This window comes from Achromobacter sp. Root83, assembly GCF_001428845.1.
In the GTDB taxonomy this organism is placed as follows: domain Bacteria; phylum Pseudomonadota; class Gammaproteobacteria; order Burkholderiales; family Burkholderiaceae_B; genus Achromobacter.
The window spans coordinates 86,245-106,224 of record NZ_LMIU01000009.1; the positions used below are offsets into that span (position 1 = coordinate 86,245).

General features: G+C 64.6%; 16 protein-coding genes and 5 pseudogenes. 19 read left to right on the forward strand and 2 right to left on the reverse strand.

Going from position 1 to position 19,980, the window contains the following annotated elements; genetic code table 11:
• Positions 1-14: 14 nt before the first annotated feature.
• From flgC to ASE30_RS11385, 19 genes and pseudogenes are all read left to right on the forward strand, one after another.
• Positions 15-434 carry a flagellar basal body rod protein FlgC gene (flgC, locus tag ASE30_RS11315; protein WP_008159664.1) on the forward strand — a complete coding sequence of 140 codons (420 nt, stop codon included), beginning with the start codon at positions 15-17 and terminating at the stop codon, positions 432-434.
• A gap of 20 nt (positions 435-454) precedes the next feature.
• A complete protein-coding gene (locus ASE30_RS11320) occupies positions 455-1,153 on the forward strand; it encodes a flagellar hook capping FlgD N-terminal domain-containing protein (RefSeq protein WP_057284407.1) in 699 nt (232 codons plus the stop codon).
• Between the two features lie 70 nt (positions 1,154-1,223).
• Positions 1,224-2,726 carry a flagellar hook-basal body complex protein gene (locus tag ASE30_RS11325; RefSeq protein WP_057284408.1) on the forward strand — a complete coding sequence of 501 codons (1,503 nt, stop codon included), beginning with the start codon at positions 1,224-1,226 and terminating at the stop codon, positions 2,724-2,726.
• Between the two features lie 38 nt (positions 2,727-2,764).
• Positions 2,765-3,526, forward strand: coding sequence for a flagellar basal body rod protein FlgF (locus ASE30_RS11330; RefSeq protein WP_057284409.1), 762 nt, complete (start codon positions 2,765-2,767; stop codon positions 3,524-3,526).
• Between the two features lie 53 nt (positions 3,527-3,579).
• Entirely contained in the window at positions 3,580-4,365 is a 786-nt protein-coding gene (flgG, locus tag ASE30_RS11335; RefSeq protein WP_057284410.1) for a flagellar basal-body rod protein FlgG, read from the forward strand.
• A complete protein-coding gene (locus ASE30_RS11340) occupies positions 4,365-5,054 on the forward strand; it encodes a flagellar basal body L-ring protein FlgH (RefSeq protein ID WP_057284411.1) in 690 nt (229 codons plus the stop codon). Before flgG ends, ASE30_RS11340 begins: the two co-directional genes overlap by 1 nt.
• Positions 5,055-5,057: 3 nt before the next feature.
• Positions 5,058-6,194 (forward strand): flagellar basal body P-ring protein FlgI, encoded by a 1,137-nt coding sequence (locus tag ASE30_RS11345; RefSeq protein ID WP_057284412.1) that lies wholly within the window; start codon positions 5,058-5,060, stop codon positions 6,192-6,194.
• A 5-nt stretch (positions 6,195-6,199) separates the two neighbouring features.
• Positions 6,200-7,177, forward strand: a complete 978-nt coding sequence (flgJ, locus tag ASE30_RS11350; protein WP_057284413.1) for a flagellar assembly peptidoglycan hydrolase FlgJ — start codon at positions 6,200-6,202, stop codon at positions 7,175-7,177.
• 71 nt (positions 7,178-7,248) lie between these two features.
• The gene (flgK, locus tag ASE30_RS11355; RefSeq protein ID WP_057284414.1) at positions 7,249-8,922 is read left to right on the forward strand and encodes a flagellar hook-associated protein FlgK; all 1,674 of its coding nucleotides are present in this window, start codon (positions 7,249-7,251) and stop codon (positions 8,920-8,922) included.
• 47 nt (positions 8,923-8,969) lie between these two features.
• The gene (flgL, locus tag ASE30_RS11360; RefSeq protein ID WP_057284415.1) at positions 8,970-10,229 is read left to right on the forward strand and encodes a flagellar hook-associated protein FlgL; all 1,260 of its coding nucleotides are present in this window, start codon (positions 8,970-8,972) and stop codon (positions 10,227-10,229) included.
• A gap of 143 nt (positions 10,230-10,372) precedes the next feature.
• Positions 10,373-11,798: pseudogene (locus ASE30_RS11365) on the forward strand (methyl-accepting chemotaxis protein); the annotation flags it as partial.
• 1 nt (position 11,799) lies between these two features.
• Positions 11,800-12,328, forward strand: a pseudogene (locus ASE30_RS29520) (methyl-accepting chemotaxis protein); the annotation flags it as partial.
• A gap of 102 nt (positions 12,329-12,430) precedes the next feature.
• On the forward strand, positions 12,431-13,462 hold a 1,032-nt coding region (locus ASE30_RS29525), incomplete at its 3' end, for a Tar ligand binding domain-containing protein (RefSeq protein WP_235515251.1).
• 1 nt (position 13,463) lies between these two features.
• Positions 13,464-13,855: pseudogene (locus tag ASE30_RS29530) on the forward strand (methyl-accepting chemotaxis protein); the annotation flags it as partial.
• A 1-nt stretch (position 13,856) separates the two neighbouring features.
• A pseudogene (locus ASE30_RS29535) lies at positions 13,857-14,489 on the forward strand (methyl-accepting chemotaxis protein); the annotation flags it as partial.
• Between the two features lie 31 nt (positions 14,490-14,520).
• Positions 14,521-14,988: a hypothetical protein gene (locus ASE30_RS11375; protein ID WP_057284416.1), complete on the forward strand. Its 468-nt coding sequence runs from the start codon at positions 14,521-14,523 to the stop codon at positions 14,986-14,988.
• Between the two features lie 136 nt (positions 14,989-15,124).
• A partial coding sequence (locus ASE30_RS29540) for a Tar ligand binding domain-containing protein (RefSeq protein ID WP_235515252.1) occupies positions 15,125-16,264 on the forward strand: 1,140 nt, incomplete at its 3' end.
• 1 nt (position 16,265) lies between these two features.
• Positions 16,266-16,949, forward strand: a pseudogene (locus ASE30_RS29545) (methyl-accepting chemotaxis protein); the annotation flags it as partial.
• A gap of 337 nt (positions 16,950-17,286) precedes the next feature.
• Positions 17,287-18,882, forward strand: a complete 1,596-nt coding sequence (locus ASE30_RS11385; protein ID WP_057284417.1) for a PAS domain-containing methyl-accepting chemotaxis protein — start codon at positions 17,287-17,289, stop codon at positions 18,880-18,882.
• Here ASE30_RS11385 and fliR read toward each other — a convergent pair whose 3' ends face one another.
• Positions 18,883-19,671 carry a flagellar biosynthetic protein FliR gene (gene fliR, locus ASE30_RS11390; protein WP_057284418.1) on the reverse strand — a complete coding sequence of 263 codons (789 nt, stop codon included), beginning with the start codon at positions 19,669-19,671 and terminating at the stop codon, positions 18,883-18,885.
• A gap of 34 nt (positions 19,672-19,705) precedes the next feature.
• Positions 19,706-19,975, reverse strand: a complete 270-nt coding sequence (fliQ, locus tag ASE30_RS11395) for a flagellar biosynthesis protein FliQ (RefSeq protein WP_057284419.1) — start codon at positions 19,973-19,975, stop codon at positions 19,706-19,708.
• Positions 19,976-19,980 lie beyond the last annotated feature (5 nt).

The following is a 19,980-nucleotide window of genomic DNA, read 5'->3' on the forward strand; positions in this document are numbered from 1 at the left end:
GGGAGCGACAGGCAATGTCCTTGTTGAGCATTTTCGATATCGCCGGTTCGGCGCTTAGCGCGCAATCGCAGCGCATGAACGTGGCGGCCAGCAACATGGCCAACGCCGACAGCGTCGTCGGACCCGATGGCCAGGCCTATCGCGCCCGCCAGGTCGTGTTCCAGGTCAATCCGGCCCCGGGGCAGGCCCTGGGCCAGGAAATCGGCGGCGTGCGCGTCGCCGGTGTCGTCCAGGACCAATCGCCCTTGAAGCAGGTCTACGACCCCAAGCATCCCATGGCGGACGCTCAGGGCTACATCAGCATGCCCAACGTCGACCCGGTGGCCGAAACGGTCAACATGATCGCGGCGTCGCGGTCGTACCAGGCCAACGTCGAGGTGCTCAACACCGCCAAGGCGCTGATGCAGAAGACGCTGACCATCGGTCAATCCTAATTTCCTGACAGAGTGAATCCATGACCACCGTCGACCAAAACACGAGCACCACCGGCCTGGGCCTGGCTCAGACCGGCGCCAACAGCGCCAGCACGGCGCAGGGCCTGCAGGACCAGTTCCTGAAGCTGCTGGTGACGCAGCTCCAGAACCAGGATCCGCTGAACCCCATGCAAAACGCCGAGCTGACCTCCCAGCTCGCGCAGATCTCCACGGTGGAAGGCATCACCAACCTGAAGAACACCATGCTCGCCATCAGCGGGCAGATCGACGTGTCCCAGTCGATGAACGCGGTCGCGATGATCGGCAAGGGCGTGCTGATTCCCGGCGCCAAGGTCAAGGTCGGCGTGGACAGCGACAATCCGGCTGACCGCGTGGTCACCCCGTACGGCCTCGACCTGCAAGGCGACGCCGCCAAGGTGCAAGTGCGCATCTCGGACGCGAACGGCGCGGTCGTGCGCACGATCGAACTGGGCGAACAGAAAACCGGCGTGTACACCCTGGAATGGGACGGCAAGAACGACAGCGGCGTGGCGCTGGAGGCGGGCGCATACAACGTGTCCGTGCTGGCCACCGACGCCGAGGGCACGAAGGTGAATTCGGAAGTGCTGAGCTACGGCATGGTCAAGAGCGTGGCGTATTCCACGAACGGCCTGCGTCTGGATCTGGGCCTTGACGGCCAGACCAGCATGCTGGACGTGCGCAAGGTGATCGGCGCCTGAACCGGGCGGAATTGAATAGGTGCCGGCGCACGGGCGGCGGCTCATCCACTAAAGATTAGCGAGAGAAAACATGGGCTTCGGACAAGGATTGAGCGGCTTGAACGCCGCTGCGCAGAACCTGGACGTCATCGGCAACAACATCGCCAACTCCGGCACGGTCGGCTTCAAGTCGTCCACGACGTCGTTCGCCGACGTCTACGCCAGTTCGCGCGTGGGCCTGGGCGTGAAGGTCGCGGCCATCAGCCAGCGCTTCACCGTGGGTACGGTGAACGGCGGTGGCGGCGAATACGACATCGCGATCGACGGCGCCAAGGGCATGTTCCGCGTAACGGACCAGAGCGGCGCGGTCATGTATACCCGCAACGGCGAATTCCTGGTCGACAAGAACAACTTCATCGTCAACGCGCAGGGCTACCGCATGACCGGCTACCCGCCCGGCGCCGTTGGCGCGAACCCGGTGGAACTGCAGCTCCCGACCGCCAACGTGGCGCCGGTGGCGACGTCCACGGCCACCACCGTGGCCAACCTGGATGCCAACGCCAAGGTCATCTACCTGACCGACACGGTGACGTCGCCGGCCGTCAACGGCTCGGTGACACTGACCGCTGCGGCTCCGCCTGCGGTCACCGGAAACTATACGTTCACTCGCAATCCCGCAGGCGACATCGTTTGGGAGACGGCGGCGCCCGCGCTCGGCGCGCCGCCGGCGGGCACTTACGGCACCGCGCCCAACCTGATCACCGTGGACGGCACTGGCGCCATCACCGCCGGCGACATCACGCAGGTGCCCGGCTACACCAACTACACGGCCGCCGTGACGGAATTGGCCAAGCCCTTCGATCCGAAGATCGCGGGCAGCTACACCAACGCGTCGCCCATGACCGTGTTCGACTCGCTGGGCAACTCGCACCAGGTGATGCAGTACTTCGTCAAGCGTCCCGCCGACGCCACGGGCAGCGTCTACGACGTGTACTACACGATGGACGGCCAGGCCATGGCGCCGACGACCGAAGTGGGCGGCGTGTGGGGCAACCCGCAGAAGTTCACGTTCAACAACGCCGGCACGATGACCAGCGCACCGACCGTGACCCTGAGTTTTGCCCAGCCCGGCGGCACGGCTACCCCTGCCGACCCGCTCAGCATCGCCGTCAACTACACGGGTACCACCCAGTACGGCAGCAACTACAAGCTGGTTGCCAAGCCCGACGGCTACACGTCCGGCGAATTCAGCGGCATCAACATCAGCGGCGACGGCAGCCTGGTCGCCAGCTACACCAACGGCGAAACCCAGGTGGTCGGCACGATCGTGCTGGCGGACTTCGCCAACCTGCAGGGCCTGCAGCCGGTGGGCAACAACGCCTGGAAGGAAACGGCGGCTTCCGGCCAGCCCATCCTGGGCCAGCCGGGTTCCAACGGCATGTCGAACGTGGTCGGTCAAGCCACCGAGGCCTCCAACGTCGACATGAGCAAGGAACTGGTCAACATGATCATTGCCCAGCGCACGTACCAGGCCAACTCGCAAACCATCAAGACCCAGGACGAAATCATGCAAGTCCTGATGAACCTGAAGTAATGCCGGGCAGGCACGCGACGACACCGACGGAATAGGCAATGGATAGAATCATCTACACCGCCATGAATGGCGCAGCGCGGATCACTGAGCATCAGGCCGCGCTCTCCAACAACATGGCCAACGTGAACACGGCGGGATTCCGCGAGCAGATCGCGCTTTACCGCTCGGTTCCGGTGACGGACGGGGTGAGCCTTCCTACGCGCGTTTCGACGGTGGCGTCCACGCCAGGCAACAGCTTTCAGATGGGCACCATGCAGACCACGGGCCGCGACCTGGACGTGGCCCTGTCCAGCGAAAACGGCTGGATCGCGGTGCAGACGCCGCAAGGCGAGGCCTACACGCGCGCCGGCAGCCTGCAGGTCGGCATCAACGGCCTGCTGCAGACCTCGTTGGGGCAACCCGTCCTGTCGGATCAGGGCGGCCCCATCGACGTGCCCGACCAGGCCGCGCTGACCATCACGTCGGACGGCACCATCACCGCCATCGGCGCGGGCGATGCGCCTAACAACATCCTGAACCTGGGCCGGCTCAAGCTGGTCAACCCGGACAACGCGCAACTGGTGCATGGCGACGACGGCGTCTTCCGCATGGCGCCCGTCAATGGCCAGCCGGCGCCGCCGGTGCCCGCGGACCCGGGCCTGCGCCTGTTGTCGGGCGTACTGGAAGGCAGCAACACCAATCCCATGGCGTCGATGGTAGGCATGATCGAAAACGCCCGCCGCTTCGAGCAGCAGATGCAGGTGATTCAGCATTCGGACCGCAACGCGGAACGCGCCAACGGCATTTTGTCCGTCAGCTGATTTAAATAAACAATACGCTCGCGGCCGGGCCGCGGCACCAGGAGTACTTCATCATGATGCGTTCGTTGTGGATTGCCAAGACGGGCCTGGAAGGTCAACAGACCTCCATGGACGTGATTTCCAACAACTTGGCCAACGTCTCCACCAACGGGTTTAAGCGCGGCCGTGCCGTGTTCCAGGACCTGATGTACCAGACGCTGCGCCAGCCCGGCGCCCAGGTGGGCGACGCCACGCAGCTTCCGTCCGGCCTGCAGTTGGGTACCGGCGCCCGCGTGGCCGCCACCGAGCGCATCCATTCTTCGGGCAACCTGAACAACACCGGCGGCGAAATGGACGTCGCCATCGACGGCCGCGGCTTCCTGCAGATCGAACTGCCCGACGGCACGCAAGCCTACACCCGGGACGGCGCCCTGCAGCGCGACCAGAACGGCCAATTGGTCACCGTCAGCGGCTATGTCATCCAGCCGCCGATCAACGTGCCGGACAATGCCTTGTCCCTCACGATCGGCAAGGACGGCATGGTGTCGGTGACGCAGCCTGGCGCCGCCGGGATCAACGTCCAGATCGGCCAGCTTCAGGTCGCCACCTTCATCAACCCGACCGGCCTGCAAAGCATCGGCGAAAACCTGTACCTGGAAACCGACGCTTCCGGTCCGGCCAACCTGCTGCAGCCCGGCGTGGACGGCGCGGGTTCGATCATGCAGAACTACGTCGAGACGTCCAACGTGAACGTTGCCGAAGAACTGGTCAACATGATCACGACGCAACGCGCTTACGAAATGAACAGCAAGGCCGTCAAGACTTCGGACGAAATGCTGGCCCGCCTGACCCAACTGTGATGCCCATGTCTGTCCTGCGTCTGGTATTTGCTGCCGCCCTGGCTATGCTGGCGGCGGGTTGCGCCATGATTCCGCCCGAACCCATCGTGACCGGGCCGACGACGGCGGCGCCTCCGCCGCCGCCCATGCCCATGGCGCAGCCCACGGGCTCCATATACCAGCCCACGACTTACGGCAATTACCCGTTGTTCGAGGACCGCCGCCCGCGCAACGTTGGCGACATCGTCACCATCGTCCTGAACGAGCGCACCAATGCCTCGAAGAACGTGGCGACGAACACCAACCGCACGGGTTCGACCACGCTGGGCATCGCCGCCGCGCCGTCCTTCATGGATAGCTGGGCGGGCGCCAACCTGAACACGGACGCCAAGGGCGGCAACGTGTCGCAGGGCAAGGGCGACAGCACGGCGAACAACGCCTTCACTGGCACCATCACCACGACGGTGGTGGGCGTGATGTCCAACGGCAACCTCCAGGTCGCCGGTGAAAAGCAGATCGCCATCAACCGCGGCAGCGAATACGTGCGCTTCGCGGGCGTGGTGGATCCCCGCTCCATCACGGGCACGAATACCGTGTCGTCCACCCAGGTGGCCGACGCCCGCATCGAATACCGCAGCAAGGGCGTCATGGACGAAGTCCAGACCATGGGCTGGCTGCAACGCTTCTTCCTGATCGCCTCGCCGTTCTAAGACATGAAACAACCGACTCCGATATCCGCCGTGCTGTCTCTGTTGGCGCGCGTCTGCGTCGCCGTCGGGCTGGCGGCTGGCGCCGGTACGGCGCAGGCTGAACGCCTCAAGGACCTGGCCTCCATCCAGGGCGTCCGAGGCAACCAGTTGATCGGCTACGGCCTGGTCGTGGGCCTGGACGGCAGCGGCGACCAGGTGCGCCAGACGCCCTTTACGCAGCAAAGCCTGACCAACATGCTGTCCCAGCTGGGCATCACGGTGCCCGCCGGCAGCAACATGCAGTTGAAGAACGTCGCGGCCGTCATGGTGACCACGACCTTGCCCGCGTTCGCCCGGCCCGGACAGACGCTGGATGTAGTGGTGTCGTCCATGGGCAATGCCAAGAGCCTGCGGGGCGGCACCTTGCTGATGACGCCGCTCAAGGGCGCCGACAGCCAGGTCTACGCCATCGCCCAGGGCAACATCCTGGTGGGTGGCGCGGGCGCGTCCTCGGGGGGCTCCAGCGTTCAGATCAACCAGCTCAACGGCGGGCGCATCAGCTCGGGCGCCATCGTCGAGCGCGGCGTCCCGACCACGTTTTCGCGCGACGGCTATATCCACGTCGAGCTGAACAATACCGATTTTGGCACCGCCCAGAACGTGGCGACGGCGTTGAACCGCAAGTTCGGCCAGGGTACGGCCACGGCGCTGGACGGCCGGGTCGTGCAGGTGCGCACGCCGATGGAACTGGCCTCGCAGGCCCGTTTCCTGTCGCAGGTCGAAGACCTGCAGGTGACGCGCGCGCCCACGGTCGCCAAGGTCATCATCAACGCCCGCACGGGGTCGGTCGTCATGAACCGCACGGTCATGATCGAAGAGGCCGCCGTGGCGCACGGCAATCTGTCCGTCATCATCAATCGCCAGAACGAGGTCTTCCAGCCGGATACCCCGTTCACGCAAGGGCAGACGGTGGTCGTGCCGAATACCCAGATCGAGGTGCGCCAGGACAACGGCTCGCTGCAGCGCGTGAATACCAGCGCCAATCTGGCCGATGTGGTCAAGGGCCTGAACGCGCTGGGCGCCACACCCCAGGACCTGCTGGCTATCCTGCAGGCGATGAAGACCGCGGGCGCCCTGCGCGCCGAACTGGAAATCATCTGACGGCCATGGCTTACACCAATGATGCGGCTCGCGGCGCCACTCGGCAGGATTCGGTCTTCGACATGGGCCGCCTGTCCGACCTGAGGCGCGACGTCAAGAAAGACCCCGCGGGCACCGAACAGCAGAAGCAGGTGGCCAAGCAGTTCGAGGCCCTGTTCCTGCAGATGATGGTCAAGCGCATGCGCGAGGCCACGCCCAAGGAAGGGCTGTTCGACTCGCAGCAGACCCAGATGCTGCAATCCATGGCCGACGAGCAGCTTGCGCTGCATCTGGCCTCGCCGGGCATCGGGCTGTCGCAATCCATCCTGGCGCAGATGCAGCAAGGCAAGCCCGGCGATGTCTCCGCCGACGCCGTGAAGAGCATCGGGCAGGGCGGCGACCTGGATTTCCGCCCGGGCGGCTCGCGCGAAGTCTCGGCGCTGCTCAATGTCATGCGCAACAACCGCCCCAGCGACCGCGCGCTCGCGGCGGCCGAAGGAGCCCCGGACCACGTGGTCAGCTTCGTATCCAGGATGTCGCGCGCCGCGAACCTGGCTTCGCAGCAGAGCGGCGTGCCGGCGCGGCTGATCATGGGCCAGGCGGCGCTGGAGTCGGGCTGGGGGCAGCGCGAGATCAAGCACGAAGATGGCCGTACCAGCTACAACCTGTTCGGCATCAAGGCGGGCTCCAGCTGGAAGGGCAAGGTCGTCAACGTGCTCACCACCGAATACGAAGACGGCGTCGCTAAAAAGGTGACGCAACCTTTCCGGGCCTATGCCTCGTACGAGGAATCGTTCGCGGACTACGCCCGCCTGATCGGTAACAGCCCGCGCTACGAAAGCGTGACGCAGGCCCGCAACGAGATCGACGCGGCGCGCCGGATCCAGGACGCCGGCTACGCGACCGACCCGCGCTACGCGCAGAAACTGATCGGCATCATGGGCCAGCTGCGCGGCGCGGCATCCAGCGTGGAAAATTCTCGCCAGATGCTGGAAGGACTCTAAATTTGGGTGGGCTCCTGCCGTAAACGGAGTATCCAGAGATATCAGCTGCGGTTACATACGGGGTTGTCAGCATGAATTTGTACAAAACGGCATTGGGTGGGTTGAACGCGGCACAGGCAGGTCTGGCGACCACTGGCCACAACATCAACAATGCCACCACTGTGGGCTACAACCGCCAACGCGTGATGACCTCGACCGCGGGCGCGCAAGCCACCACCAACGGTTACATCGGCCGCGGCGTCCAGGTCGACACGGTCGAGCGCAGCTACGACAGCTTTCTGTATAAGCAGCTTGTCGGCGCGAACGGCAGCGGCGCCCAGTTGCAGGCGCAGTTGGACCAGGTCTCGAAGATCAACAACCTGTTCTCCGATCGCACCGTCGGCATCGCGCCGGGCCTGACCAATTTCTTCACCAGCATGAACACGGTGGCCAGCAAGCCCGCCGATCCCGCCGCGCGCGCCGATCTGCTGGGTCAAGCCAATAGCCTGACTACCCAGATCCGCTCGGCCTACCAGGAAATGCAGAATCAGCGCGAAGGCCTGAATACGCAGATCACCACCACGGTCGACCAGGTCAACAGCTACCTGTCCCGCATCGACGACCTGAACCAGCAGATCTCGCTGGCTTCCGGCAAGGCCGGCGGCAGCCCCCCCAACGATCTGCTCGACCAGCGCGATCAGGCCGTGATGGAACTGAACCAGTTGATCGGCGTCACCACCTACGAGCAGGGCGACAAGATCAGCGTCTCGCTGACCAAGGGCGGCCAATCCCTGCTGTCGGGCACCACCATCTATCCGCTGCAAGCCGTTTCCTCGGCGGCGGACACCAGCCGCACCGTTCTGGCGTACACGCTGCCGGCGGGCTCGGGCAAGACCATCGCCGTCGAAATGAGCGACAGCGAAGTCACCGGCGGCAAGCTGGGCGGTCTGTTGCAGTTCCGCGCCTCGTCGTTGGACGTGCTGCAGAACCAGCTTGGTCAGATGGCTGTCGGGCTGGCGATGTCCTTCAACGAGCAGCACAAGCTGGGCCTGGACCAGAGCGGCAACCCGGGCACGGATTTCTTCAGCATCGGATCGCCGCAGGGCGTTCCGAACGCACAGAACAAGAGCAACGCGCAGATCTCCGGCGAATTCACGAACCTGGCGAACGTCAACGCCAAGGATTACGAGATCTCGTTCGACGGCACCAACTACCAGGTGCTGCGCATGCCGGAAGGCGCGCAGATCTACAACGGTCCGGCCACCGGCACGCCTCCTACCGCCACGTTGAACCTTGAAGGCGAGATGGGCGTCACGTTGACCATCAACGCGCCGCCCCAGGCGGGCGACAAGTGGTCGCTGTCGCCCACGCGCGATGCCGCGCGCGATATCAACGTCCTGATCACCGATCCGGAAAAGGTCGCGGCGGCCGATGCCGAGGGCGGTGACGCCAACGGCAAGAACGCCCTGAAGCTGGCGCAGTTGCAGAACGGCAAGCTTCTGGCGCACGGCACCATGAGCATCAACGACATGTTCGCCCAGGTGGTGAACACGGTGGGTGTGCAGACGCAACAGGTCAAGACGGCGGCCACGGCGCAGGTCAACCTGATCAAGCAGACCACGGCGGCCCAGCAGGCGGTGTCGGGCGTCAACCTGAACGAAGAGTACGTCAGCCTGTCGCTGTACCAGGAACAATATCAGGCCAGCGCTCGCATCATCGACGTGGCCAGCACGATTTTTGACACGCTGTTGGGCCTGCGCGGCTGATCGGCTCGTTGAACTGTGATTACTAAAAAGATTTTCGGAGTTGCACCATGCGCCTGAGCACCACGATGATGTACACGAACGGTCTGAGCGGTGTTCTTGCTCAGGAATCCGACATGAATCGCCTGGTCGAGCAGGTCGGTAGCGGACGCAAGTTTCTGAGCCCGGCGGATGATCCGCTGTCGGCGTCCCTGTCGATCGGCGTCGCGCAGACGCAGAGCATGAACAGCACGTATGGCCTGAACCGGAATACCGCAAAGACCAATCTGGGCCAGGAAAGCAACATCCTGGATTCGGTCACGACCGCCTTGCAGGACGTGCGTACCCGCGTGGTTCAAGCCGGTAACGGCACCTTCGCCGACAGCGATCGCCAAGCCCTGTCGACCGCGCTCAAGAGCGCCCGCGATGCGCTGCTGGGCCTGGCGAACAGCACCGATGGCAACGGCCAATACCTATTCTCGGGTTATCAAGGCGGCGTGGTGCCTTACGCCCAGGACGCCACGGGCAAGATCGTCTACAGCGGCGCCACCGGCGAACGCACGGTGCAGGTCGACCAGTCGCGCCAGTTGTCCACCAGCGACCTCGGCAGCGACATCTTCAATCGCGCCAATCCGGGCTCGCAGGCGTATGTCAGCACCGCCGCGCCCGGCAATACGGGTACGGCCCAGTTCAGCACCGTGTCGGTCACGCCGGGCAGCCCCAACATCGGCAAGAATTTCAGCCTGCAGTTCGAATCGGATCCCGCCACGGGCAACATGGGCTATCGCGTCATCACGACGGACCCCAATGCGACCCCGCCCGTGCCGCCGGTGATCACACCCGCGCCTCCCGCCACCCCCACGGTCTACACCCCGGATTCCAGCATCGATTTCGGCGGCGTCGCGGTGGTGATCAAGGGTACGCCCCAGAACGGCGACGTGATCAACGTCGAGAGCATCCAGTCCGCCGACGTGGACATGTTCAACACGCTCGACAACCTGATCAAGGTCCTGGATTCGCCTATTGCCGGCGATGAAAAGGCACTGGCCAAGTTGAACAACGAACTGGCCACCGCGAACAAGAAGCTGTCGTCCAACTACGACAACGTCCTGACGGTGGCCGCTTCGGTGGGTGCGCGCCTGAACGAACTGGATGCGCTTGACGCAACCGGTACGCAAAAGGGCCTGTCGTATTCCAAGTCCTTGTCGGATCTCGAAGACCTGGACTACTACGCCGGCGCCAGCCAGCTCGCATTGCGCCAAGTGGCATTGCAGGCGGCTTCGGCGGCTTTCATGACCATTCAAGGGTCCAGTCTGTTCAGCCGCAAGTAATGCGGTAGGCCTCAAGACCGCGTTCCACGGGGCGCGGCAAGTTGCGCATTTGCGGACGCTGCTGGCAAAAGCCGGGGCGTCCGTGGTTGCGTGTAGGGTAGGAAGTGTTGTTTCACGCTGCTTAACGTTCGCTCGGATATTTCATGCTTGGTAATTTGAAAGTTCGCACCTGTATCGTTCTGGTGCTGTTGCTCTTCACGGGCGCCATGTTCATATCCAATGGCGTGGCGTGGATGGGTTTGAACTCCAGCAATGAAAAGCTGGAGCGTGTGAACGACGCCTACTCCAATCAGGCGACGCAGCTCAATCGCGCCTACATGGCCTTCCTGCGGGGCCGGCTGCTGCTTGCCACGTCGCTGATGGACATGCAGCAGGGCAAGACCGAACAGGCCGCGTCGCAGACCAAGCGGGCCGAAGCCCTCATGCAGGAAGGCGGCAAGTCGCTGGATGCCTTCCGCAAGGCGCCGCGCATGGCCGGTTCTGAAGCGCTGGTGGAAAAGCTGGAAGCCGCCTACAGGCAGTTCGACGACGTCTACAAACGCCAGGCGGCCGCGCTGTCGACCATGGCCATTCAGCAGTACCTGGATCTGAACGACGCGGGCAGCGCGGCCAACACCGCCTTCCGCGAAGCCGTCAACGGCGTGCTGCAGTTCGTGGACGAACGCACCAACGAACTTGTGGTCCAGGCAGAGGCCGACCACCGCATCTCGCGCACCGTGACCATCGTGCTGCTGGCGATCGCGCTGATGCTGGCCGTGGGCTGCTGGCTGTTCATCAATCGCACCGTGCTGCGTCCGCTGCACGAGGCGGGCGATCACTTCGACAAGATTTCGGGCGGCGATTTCACGGGCCGCATCGAGGTCCGCAGCACCAATGAAATCGGCCATTTGTTTGGCGCGATCAAACGCATGCAGGAAAGCCTGACCCGCACGGTGGCATCGGTGCGCCGCGGCGTGGACGAGATCAATGTCGGTTCGCGTGAAATCTCCGCGGGCAACACGGACCTGTCCAGCCGCACGGAACAGCAGGCGGCCTCGCTCGAGGAAACCGCGGCCTCGATGGAACAGCTTGCCTCCACCGTGAAGCAGAACGCCGACAACGCGCGCCAGGCCAAGCGCGCCAGGCCAACCAGTTGGCGGCCAGCGCGTCGGACGTGGCGGAGCGGGGCGGTTCGGCGGTCTCTGAAGTGGTGAACACCATGCAAGAGATTTCCGGCAGCTCGCGCAAGATCTCCGAAATCGTGTCGGTGATCGACGGGATCGCCTTCCAGACGAACATCCTGGCGCTGAACGCGGCGGTGGAAGCGGCGCGCGCGGGCGAGCAGGGCAAGGGCTTCGCGGTGGTGGCGGGCGAAGTGCGCTCGCTGGCACAGCGCAGCGCGCAGGCGGCCAAGGAAATCAAGGGCCTGATCGAAGACTCCGTGACGAAGGTGGGCGCGGGTTCGCAACAGGTTGAACGCGCGGGCGCGACGATGCAAGAGATCGTGGCGTCGGTCAAGCGCGTGACGGACATCATGGGCGAGATCTCGGCGGCGTCCGAAGAGCAGTCCAGCGGTATCGACCAGGTGAANGATGCAAGAGATCGTGGCGTCGGTCAAGCGCGTGACGGACATCATGGGCGAGATCTCGGCGGCGTCCGAAGAGCAGTCCAGCGGTATCGACCAGGTGAACCGGGCCGTGTCGCAAATGGACGAAGTGACGCAGCAGAACGCGGCGCTGGTGGAAGAAGCGGCGGCCGCGGCGGGTTCGCTGCAGGAACAGGCGCAGCGCCTGGCCGAAGCAGTGTCGGTGTTCAAGATCAACGCGGGCGAAGTCATCGAAGTGCCGGCTCGCCAACTGGCGCAGCAACGTACGGCTCCGCGCGTTTCCGCGCCGCAGGCCGCTCCTGTCGCCGAACCGGAACAGGCTGCGACGAAGGCGCCACAAGCGCCTCGCTTGACGCAGGTTGCCCGCCCCAAGCCCGCAAACGCATCCGCGGCGCGCCCGCTGCGCCGGCCGGCCACGGCGCGGTCTGCCGAGACGGCAAACGCGGTCCCGGCCACGCCGTCGCCGGCTGCTCGCCGGCCGCCGCCCTCGGATGACGATTGGGAGTCCTTCTGACGGGGCATCCCGCCAGTGCATTGAACAGGCAGTAGAAAAAACCCCTTTTACGGTCCGGCGGCCAAAAGCGCGTCGCCGGGACGACTACCGGAATATACGGAAATGTTTAGCAATTTGAAGGTGCGCACGGGCTTGATGCTTGCCCAATTAGCCGTCGCCCTGGCCGCGCTTGTTGCCATTGTCCTGGGTTGGAACAGCATGCAGTCCAATGCCCGGGCGATCAACGCACTGGATGCCTTGAGCGTGCAGCAGAGCAATCTGATCAAGGATTCCTACACGCAGATGCTGCGCGCCACGATACGCGCCGACATCGCCGCCGCGCAACGCGCGGCGGGCGACACGAACGGCGCCGCCGAAAACTCGCGCACCGTGCAGCAGCTGGTCACGGACGCCAAGAAAAAGATGGAGACCTTCAAGGCCATCCCGAAGACCACCGAGCTCGGCAAGTCCTCCGAGGGCGAGCTCGTTGCCTCCTTCAACGGTTTCGCCGACGCCCTGCAATCCATGATGGCGGCGCTGGACAAGGGCGATTCGGCGACGTATCTGTCCCTGAAGAACACCAAGGCGGGCGCGGCAAGCGGGCTTTTCTTCAAGCAGCTTGGCGAATTCGCCGCCGACATCAATACCTACAGCGAAGAGATGGTGTCGTCGTCGCGTGCGCAGGCATCGACGATGGCCTACGTCTACATCGCACTGGCGGTGCTGATCCTGGCGGTTTCGCTGGGCGCCTTCCTGTTCATGAACCGCGTCGTCCTGCGCCCCTTGCGCGCTGTCAGCGACAGTTTCGACAAGATCGCCGGCGGGGACCTGACCGTGCGCGTGGAAGTGAATTCCAGCAATGAGATCGGCGTCCTGATGGCCGCCGTCAAGCGCATGCAGGAAAGCCTGGCCCGTACCGTGTCGACGGTGCGCCGTGGCGTGGACGAAATCAATGTGGGCTCGCGCGAGATCTCCGCGGGCAACACGGACCTGTCCAGCCGCACCGAAGAGCAGGCGGCCTCGCTCGAGGAAACCGCGGCCTCGATGGAACAGCTTGCCTCCACCGTGAAGCAGAACGCCGACAACGCACGCCAGGCCAATCAGTTGGCGGCCAGCGCGTCGGACGTGGCGGAGCGGGGCGGCTCGGCGGTGTCGNGCCTCCACCGTGAAGCAGAACGCCGACAACGCACGCCAGGCCAATCAGTTGGCGGCCAGCGCGTCGGACGTGGCGGAGCGGGGCGGCTCGGCGGTGTCGGAAGTGGTCAGCACGATGCAGGGCATTTCGGCCAGCTCGCGCAAGATCTCCGAAATCGTGTCGGTGATCGACGGAATCGCCTTCCAGACGAACATCCTGGCGCTGAACGCGGCGGTGGAAGCGGCGCGCGCAGGCGAGCAGGGCAAGGGCTTTGCGGTGGTGGCGGGCGAAGTCCGTTCGCTGGCGCAGCGGAGCGCGCAGGCGGCCAAGGAAATCAAGGGCCTGATCGAAGACTCCGTGACGAAGGTCGGCGCGGGTTCGCAGCAGGTCGAACGCGCGGGCGCGACGATGCANGCGCAGGCGGCCAAGGAAATCAAGGGCCTGATCGAAGACTCCGTGACGAAGGTCGGCGCGGGTTCGCAGCAGGTCGAACGCGCGGGCGCGACGATGCAAGAGATCGTGGCGTCGGTCAAGCGCGTGACGGACATCATGGGCGAGATCTCGGCGGCGTCCGAGGAGCAGTCCAGCGGTATCGACCAGGTGAATCGCGCCGTGTCGCAGATGGACGAAGTGACGCAGCAGAATGCGGCACTGGTAGAAGAAGCGGCTGCCGCCGCCGGTTCGCTCCAGGACCAGGCGCAGCGCCTGGCCGAAGCGGTGGCCGTGTTCAAGATCAATGCAGGCGAAGTCATCGAAGTGCCGGCACGGCAGTTGGCGCAGCAGCGCCGGCCCGCGCCGCGCGTCGTGGCGCCGGCGCCCCAGGCGGAGCCCGCAACGGCCGCCGCGGCGCCGAGGGCGGCTCCCGCCGCGCGCCTGACGCACGTTGCGCGCGCCAAGCCGGAAGCATCGGCCGGGGCGACGGCGGCGCGTCCGCCCCGCCGTCCGGCAGCGCGTCCTTCGGCGACGGCTCAGGCCGATCCGAAGCCGGCGCCCGCGGCCAGCAGCCGTAGGCAAGCGCCGTCGGACGACGATTGGGAATCTTTCTGATGCCGGCGACGCCGGCAAATGGGTAGAGGGTATGCGAGGCTATATACATCTTCTGGCGACGGCCGCGATTGCGGTCTTTCTCGCCGGCTGCGCGGCAACGGGTCACAATTTCGACCCCGGCAAGCTGTCGACCCTGACGCCCGGGCAGACCACGCTGGAAGAGGCCTCGCGGGCGCTGACCGCCCCGCCCGCCAAATTTTTCAAACAAAGCGACGGCACCTTGCTGGCGCTTTGGTCTTTCAAGATCACTTTTGTCACCGACGGCCTGTACAGCCGTAAGGAAGCCCTGTTGCAGTTCGGCCCCGACGGCCGGCTGATGCGGCTGGTCGACAGCACCAATATTCTGCTGGAACCTTGGGAACGCCAGAAATTGCTGGGACCCGCGCCTGCGCCTGAGTTGACTCAGGACTGGGCGAAGCCCGCGATGGAACCCGAGGTGCAAACCATCTATATACCCGGACCGGGCGAACCGGCCGGATTGGCGCCTCAGGGCAAATAGCCCTGCAGTTCAGTAGAGAGCATTGCGGCGCAAGCCGCAATGTACGTCGCCCTGAGTGTATGCCCCGTGTAACAGGGCGTGTCCACAGGGTGGTTTTTCATTTGGTCAGAGCAGTTCCTGAGGGATGGGGAAATACATGGAAGCGAGTCTCGAATCCGGTTCAAAGGCCGGCAAGGCCGGCAAGAAAAAAGCCGCGCGCGCACCCAAGGTCAAACGCAAGCTGCGGTTGCGCGATGCCCGCGTCGGCACGATGCTGCTGTGGGTCATGGCGTTCTTTGCGTTGTTGATCGCGGCGGTTGGAGGCTTGGCTGCCTACTTCCTGCAAAGCAATTATGAGTCGATACGCGAGGTCAATGCCCTGACCGAACGCGCCAAGCAGGTCGAGATCATCAATAGCGACATGCTGCGCGCGCGCGTGGGCTTGATGGTGGCCGCGCGTCACCTGCAGGAATCGGGCTGGGGCAGTGGCGAGAATTCCGCTCGCGACGCCGCCGCGGCGCTCAAGGGTTCGACGGACCTGCTGACTGGCGTGCGCAGCCGTTTCGCCGACTTCCAGAAGAACATGCTGCAGGACGACACCGGCCGCCAGCTTTCCATGAACCTGGTGCGCCGCTATCGCTCCTATATCGACGATGGCGTGGACACCATGGTCGAAGCCTTGCGCAGCGAAGACTATTCGACGTTCTATATGGTGAACAACGAATACGGCACGCCGCGCAGTGCCGCCTTCATCGAGGCGATCGGCCAGTTCGACAAGTACATCGCCGATCAGCAGCAGTCCACGATCGAACAGGCCGAAGCCAACTTCAACCTGGCCATGGTGGCTGTCGCCGGGGCGGTCGGTTTGGCGCTTCTGCTGATGGTGCTTGCGCGTATCCTGTTTGGCCGTCTGGTCGTCCGCCCCTTGGTGGAAGCCGGGCAGCATTTCGACAAGATTGCGGCGGGCGACCTGACCAGCCGCGTGGAAGTGCGTTCGCACAACGAGATCGGCCAGCTGTTCGCGGCCCTCAAGCGCATGCAGGAAAGCCTGACCCGGACCGTCTCGACGGTGCGCCGCGGCGTGGACGAAATCACCGTGGGTTCGCGTGAAATCTCCGCGGGCAACACGGACCTGTCCAGCCGCACCGAAGAGCAGGCGGCCTCGCTCGAGGAAACCGCGGCCTCGATGGAGGAATTGGCCTCCACCGTGAAGCAGAACGCCGACAACGCACGCCAGGCCAATCAGTTGGCGGCCAGCGCGTCGGACGTGGCGGAGCGGGGCGGCTCGGCGGTGTCGNGCCTCCACCGTGAAGCAGAACGCCGACAACGCACGCCAGGCCAATCAGTTGGCGGCCAGCGCGTCGGACGTGGCGGAGCGGGGCGGCTCGGCGGTGTCGGAAGTGGTCAGCACGATGCAGGGCATTTCGGCCAGCTCGCGCAAGATCTCGGAAATCGTGTCGGTGATCGACGGGATTGCGTTCCAGACGAACATCCTGGCGCTGAACGCGGCGGTGGAAGCGGCGCGCGCGGGCGAGCAGGGCAAGGGCTTTGCGGTGGTGGCGGGCGAAGTCCGTTCGCTGGCGCAGCGGAGCGCGCAGGCGGCCAAGGAAATCAAGGGCCTGATCGAAGACTCCGTGACGAAGGTCGGCGCGGGTTCGCAGCAGGTCGAACGCGCGGGCGCGACGATGCAGGAGATCGTGGCGTCGGTCAAGCGCGTGACGGACATCATGGGCGAGATCTCGGCGGCGTCCGAGGAGCAGTCCAGCGGTATCGACCAGGTGAATCGTGCCGTGTCGCAGATGGACGAAGTGACGCAGCAGAACGCGGCACTGGTGGAAGAAGCGGCTGCCGCCGCCGGTTCGCTGCAAGACCAGGCGCAACGCCTGGCCGAAGCGGTGGCCGTGTTCAAGATCAACGCGGGCGAAGTGATCGAAGTGCCCGCGCATCAACTGGGCGGCTATTCCACACCCACGCTGAACTAAGCGTCACGCTCCGGGCCGCGCCCGATTCCGCCTTGGCGGAGTCGGGCGCGGCCTTTTGCATTCAGGAAGAAAATGGCCGTGCAAAAGCGCGGCCATTTTCTATATGCATTTCAGATATAAGTGATGGATCAAAAGTCATAAGCACGTTAAGTTCCGGTGAATATGACCGTTAATAATAATAGCGCCCGATTTTGGGCGATAAACAGTGTTCGATGGCTGCGCGCGTCAGCGCGGGGACCAGCCAGACGGAACGGGCGGACGGAACGATGCGGGGCGTCGGGAGGTTTATGCGCCGTTATTCAATCGCTGTCGTATATGTTGTAACCGGAGACAAGCCGTGCGCGTCAACCTACCCGCCACTGATGTGGAAACCAAGCTGCGCGAAGATCAATACCTGATTTCGCGCACCGACAGCAAGGGCCGCATCGTTTATGCGAACCCCGCTTTCATCGAGGTCAGCGGCTTTTCGCGGGACGAACTCATCGGCAAGCCGCACAACATCGTGCGCCATCCCGACATGCCGGCCGAAGCGTACGCGGATCTCTGGGAGACCCTGGAAGCCGGGGAGTCGTGGCTGGGCGTGGTCAAGAACCGGCGCAAGGATGGCGGTTACTACTGGGTGCTGGCCAACGCCACGCCCATCATCGAGAACGGCGAGGTCGTGGCCTATTCCTCGGTACGCGTGTGCCCCTCCGAAGAACAGATCGAAATGGCCGAGGAGCTGTACGCGCGCATTCGCGAGGGCCGGGCCAAGGGCGTGCGCATCTCGCGCGGGCGGCCTGTGCGGGCAGGGTGGCGCCGCAGTGTAGACGTGCTGGCGTTTCCTTTCGGGCGCGGCGTGCGCAGCCGCATGCTGCGTCATGCGTCGCTGTCAGCCGGGATCGTGGCCGCCGCCGGCGCCTATGGCTTGCACGCCAACTGGCCGAACCTGGATACGTGGGGCGCCGCGCTGGGCTGCGGCGCGATTGCCGTGGGCGTCGTGGCGATCTTCTACATGGGATGGAGCCTGTCGCGTTCCCTGCTGGAGCCGATGCTGGACGCCGCGAACATGGCGCGGCAGGTGGCCGCGGGCAACCTGACCACGCAGATCGTGGCGGAGTCCGACGACGAAGTGGGCAGCCTGAAGTTCTCGCTCGACGTCATGCGCAAGAGCCTGATCGGCATCGCCCAGGACGTCTACCGGGGCATCGAAGGCACGACGCATGCGGCCGTGCACATCGCGCGCGGCAACCAGGAGCTGGCCGGCCGGACGGAAGGGCAGGCCGCCTCGCTTCAGCAGACCGCGGCCAGCATGGAACAGCTTACGTCCACGGTGCGCCAGAATGCCGATAATGCGCGGCAGGCTAACCAGTTGGCGGCCAGCAGCATGGACGTTGCGCGGCGCGGCGGCGTGGCGGTCGGGCAGGTCGTCGATACCATGCACGGCATCTCCGACAGTTCGCGCAAGATCGCGGACATCGTCACCATCATCGAAGGCATCGCCTTTCAGACGAACATCCTGGCATTGAACGCCGCGGTGGAGGCTGCGCGCGCGGGCGAGTCGGGCAAGGGATTCGCCGTGGTGGCGGGCGAGGTGCGCAGCCTGGCCCAGAAGAGCGCGCAGGCCGCCAAAGAGGTCAAGACCCTGATCGAGGATTCGGTACAGCGCGTCACGGAAGGTTCCGCGCAAGCCGAGCAGGCGGGCGCGACGATGCAGGAGATCGTGGCGGCGGTGCATCGGGTCACCGACATCATCGGCGAGATCTCTCAGGCTTCACAGGAGCAATCCAGCGGTATCGAGCAAGTGGATACCGCCGTGTCGCAAATGGACGTGATGACGGTGCAGAACACGGCGCTGGTGCAGGAGCTGGGCGGCGCGGTGAAGCAATTGGGCAACCAGTCGGGCGCGTTGCGGGAAACCATCCGCGTGTTCCGCGTGGTCGGGCAGTCCTAGCTACCGGCCGGCAAGCGCGTTCACGACGCGGCTCATGGCCGACAGGCCCGATTCGAACAGCGATTCCAGAAACGGCCCGGCATGCGGTAGCACGACGGTCAGGACGGCCACCCCGATGATCAGCGTCACGGGGAAGCCGACCGAAAACACTGACAGCTGCTGGGCCGCGCGATTCAGGATGCCCATCGCCAGATTGATGGTCAGCAGGGCGCAGATCAGCGGCAGCGCCAGCAGCAGGCCCGATACAAAGATGGTCTTGCCCCATTCCACCACCGCGCCCCAGCCATTCTGATGCAGCTGGATCATGGCGATGGGCAGGGTGTCGAAGGAGCGCACCAGCGCGGCCAGGACCAGCAGATGCCCGTCCAGCGCCAGGAAGGTCAGCATCGCGACGATGTTGAACAGCCGCGACAACACGGCCGTGTTGGCGCCGGCGCTGGGGTCGAAGAACGAGGCGAACGACAGGCCCATCTGCAAGCCGACGAACTCACCCGCCGTCTGCACGGCGGCGAACACCATGCGCATGGTGAAGCCCATCGCGATACCGATCAGCACTTGCTGCATCACCATCCAAAGTCCGGCGAACGAACCGGGCGAGATGGGCGGCATGGGGTCCAGCGCGGGACTGATGGCAACGGCCAGGACGAACGACAGGCCGACCTTGACCTTGATCGGTATCAGCGATTCGGAGAACAGGGGCGCGGTGCCCACCAGGGCCAGGATGCGCACGAACGGCCAGAGAAACTGGCCTATCCAGCCATTGAGCTGTTCGAGCGTGAAGGCGATCATGGCGGGAGGCCGGGCGTCCTGCGGCGGGCGCCGCTCAGGACACCAGCATGGGGATCTGGCTGATAAGCTGCCGGATGTAGTCCACCATGACGCCGATCAGCCACGGACCCAGCAGCACCAGCACGCCGCACATGGCCAGCAGCTTCGGAATGAACGACAGCGTCATTTCGTTGATCTGCGTGGCGGCCTGGAAAATGCTGATGACCAGACCGACGACCAGGGTGACGAGCAGGAGCGGGCCGGCCATCGCCAGGACGATCTTCATCGCCTGGTAGGTCATGGTCATGACGGTTTCCGCGGTCATGGCGA

Excerpts from the sequence above, each read along its gene's own strand:
- flgC (WP_008159664.1), top strand. The coding sequence starts at position 15 with ATGTCCTTGTTGAGCATTTTCGATATCGCCGGTTCGGCGCTTAGCGCG.
- ASE30_RS11320 (WP_057284407.1), top strand. The coding sequence starts at position 455 with ATGACCACCGTCGACCAAAACACGAGCACCACCGGCCTGGGCCTGGCT.
- ASE30_RS11325 (WP_057284408.1), top strand. The coding sequence starts at position 1,224 with ATGGGCTTCGGACAAGGATTGAGCGGCTTGAACGCCGCTGCGCAGAAC.
- ASE30_RS11330 (WP_057284409.1), top strand. The coding sequence starts at position 2,765 with ATGGATAGAATCATCTACACCGCCATGAATGGCGCAGCGCGGATCACT.
- flgG (WP_057284410.1), top strand. The coding sequence starts at position 3,580 with ATGATGCGTTCGTTGTGGATTGCCAAGACGGGCCTGGAAGGTCAACAG.
- ASE30_RS11340 (WP_057284411.1), top strand. The coding sequence starts at position 4,365 with ATGCCCATGTCTGTCCTGCGTCTGGTATTTGCTGCCGCCCTGGCTATG.
- ASE30_RS11345 (WP_057284412.1), top strand. The coding sequence starts at position 5,058 with ATGAAACAACCGACTCCGATATCCGCCGTGCTGTCTCTGTTGGCGCGC.
- flgJ (WP_057284413.1), top strand. The coding sequence starts at position 6,200 with ATGGCTTACACCAATGATGCGGCTCGCGGCGCCACTCGGCAGGATTCG.
- flgK (WP_057284414.1), top strand. The coding sequence starts at position 7,249 with ATGAATTTGTACAAAACGGCATTGGGTGGGTTGAACGCGGCACAGGCA.
- flgL (WP_057284415.1), top strand. The coding sequence starts at position 8,970 with ATGCGCCTGAGCACCACGATGATGTACACGAACGGTCTGAGCGGTGTT.
- ASE30_RS11375 (WP_057284416.1), top strand. The coding sequence starts at position 14,521 with ATGCGAGGCTATATACATCTTCTGGCGACGGCCGCGATTGCGGTCTTT.
- fliR (WP_057284418.1), bottom strand. The coding sequence starts at position 19,671 with ATGATCGCCTTCACGCTCGAACAGCTCAATGGCTGGATAGGCCAGTTT.
- fliQ (WP_057284419.1), bottom strand. The coding sequence starts at position 19,975 with ATGACCGCGGAAACCGTCATGACCATGACCTACCAGGCGATGAAGATC.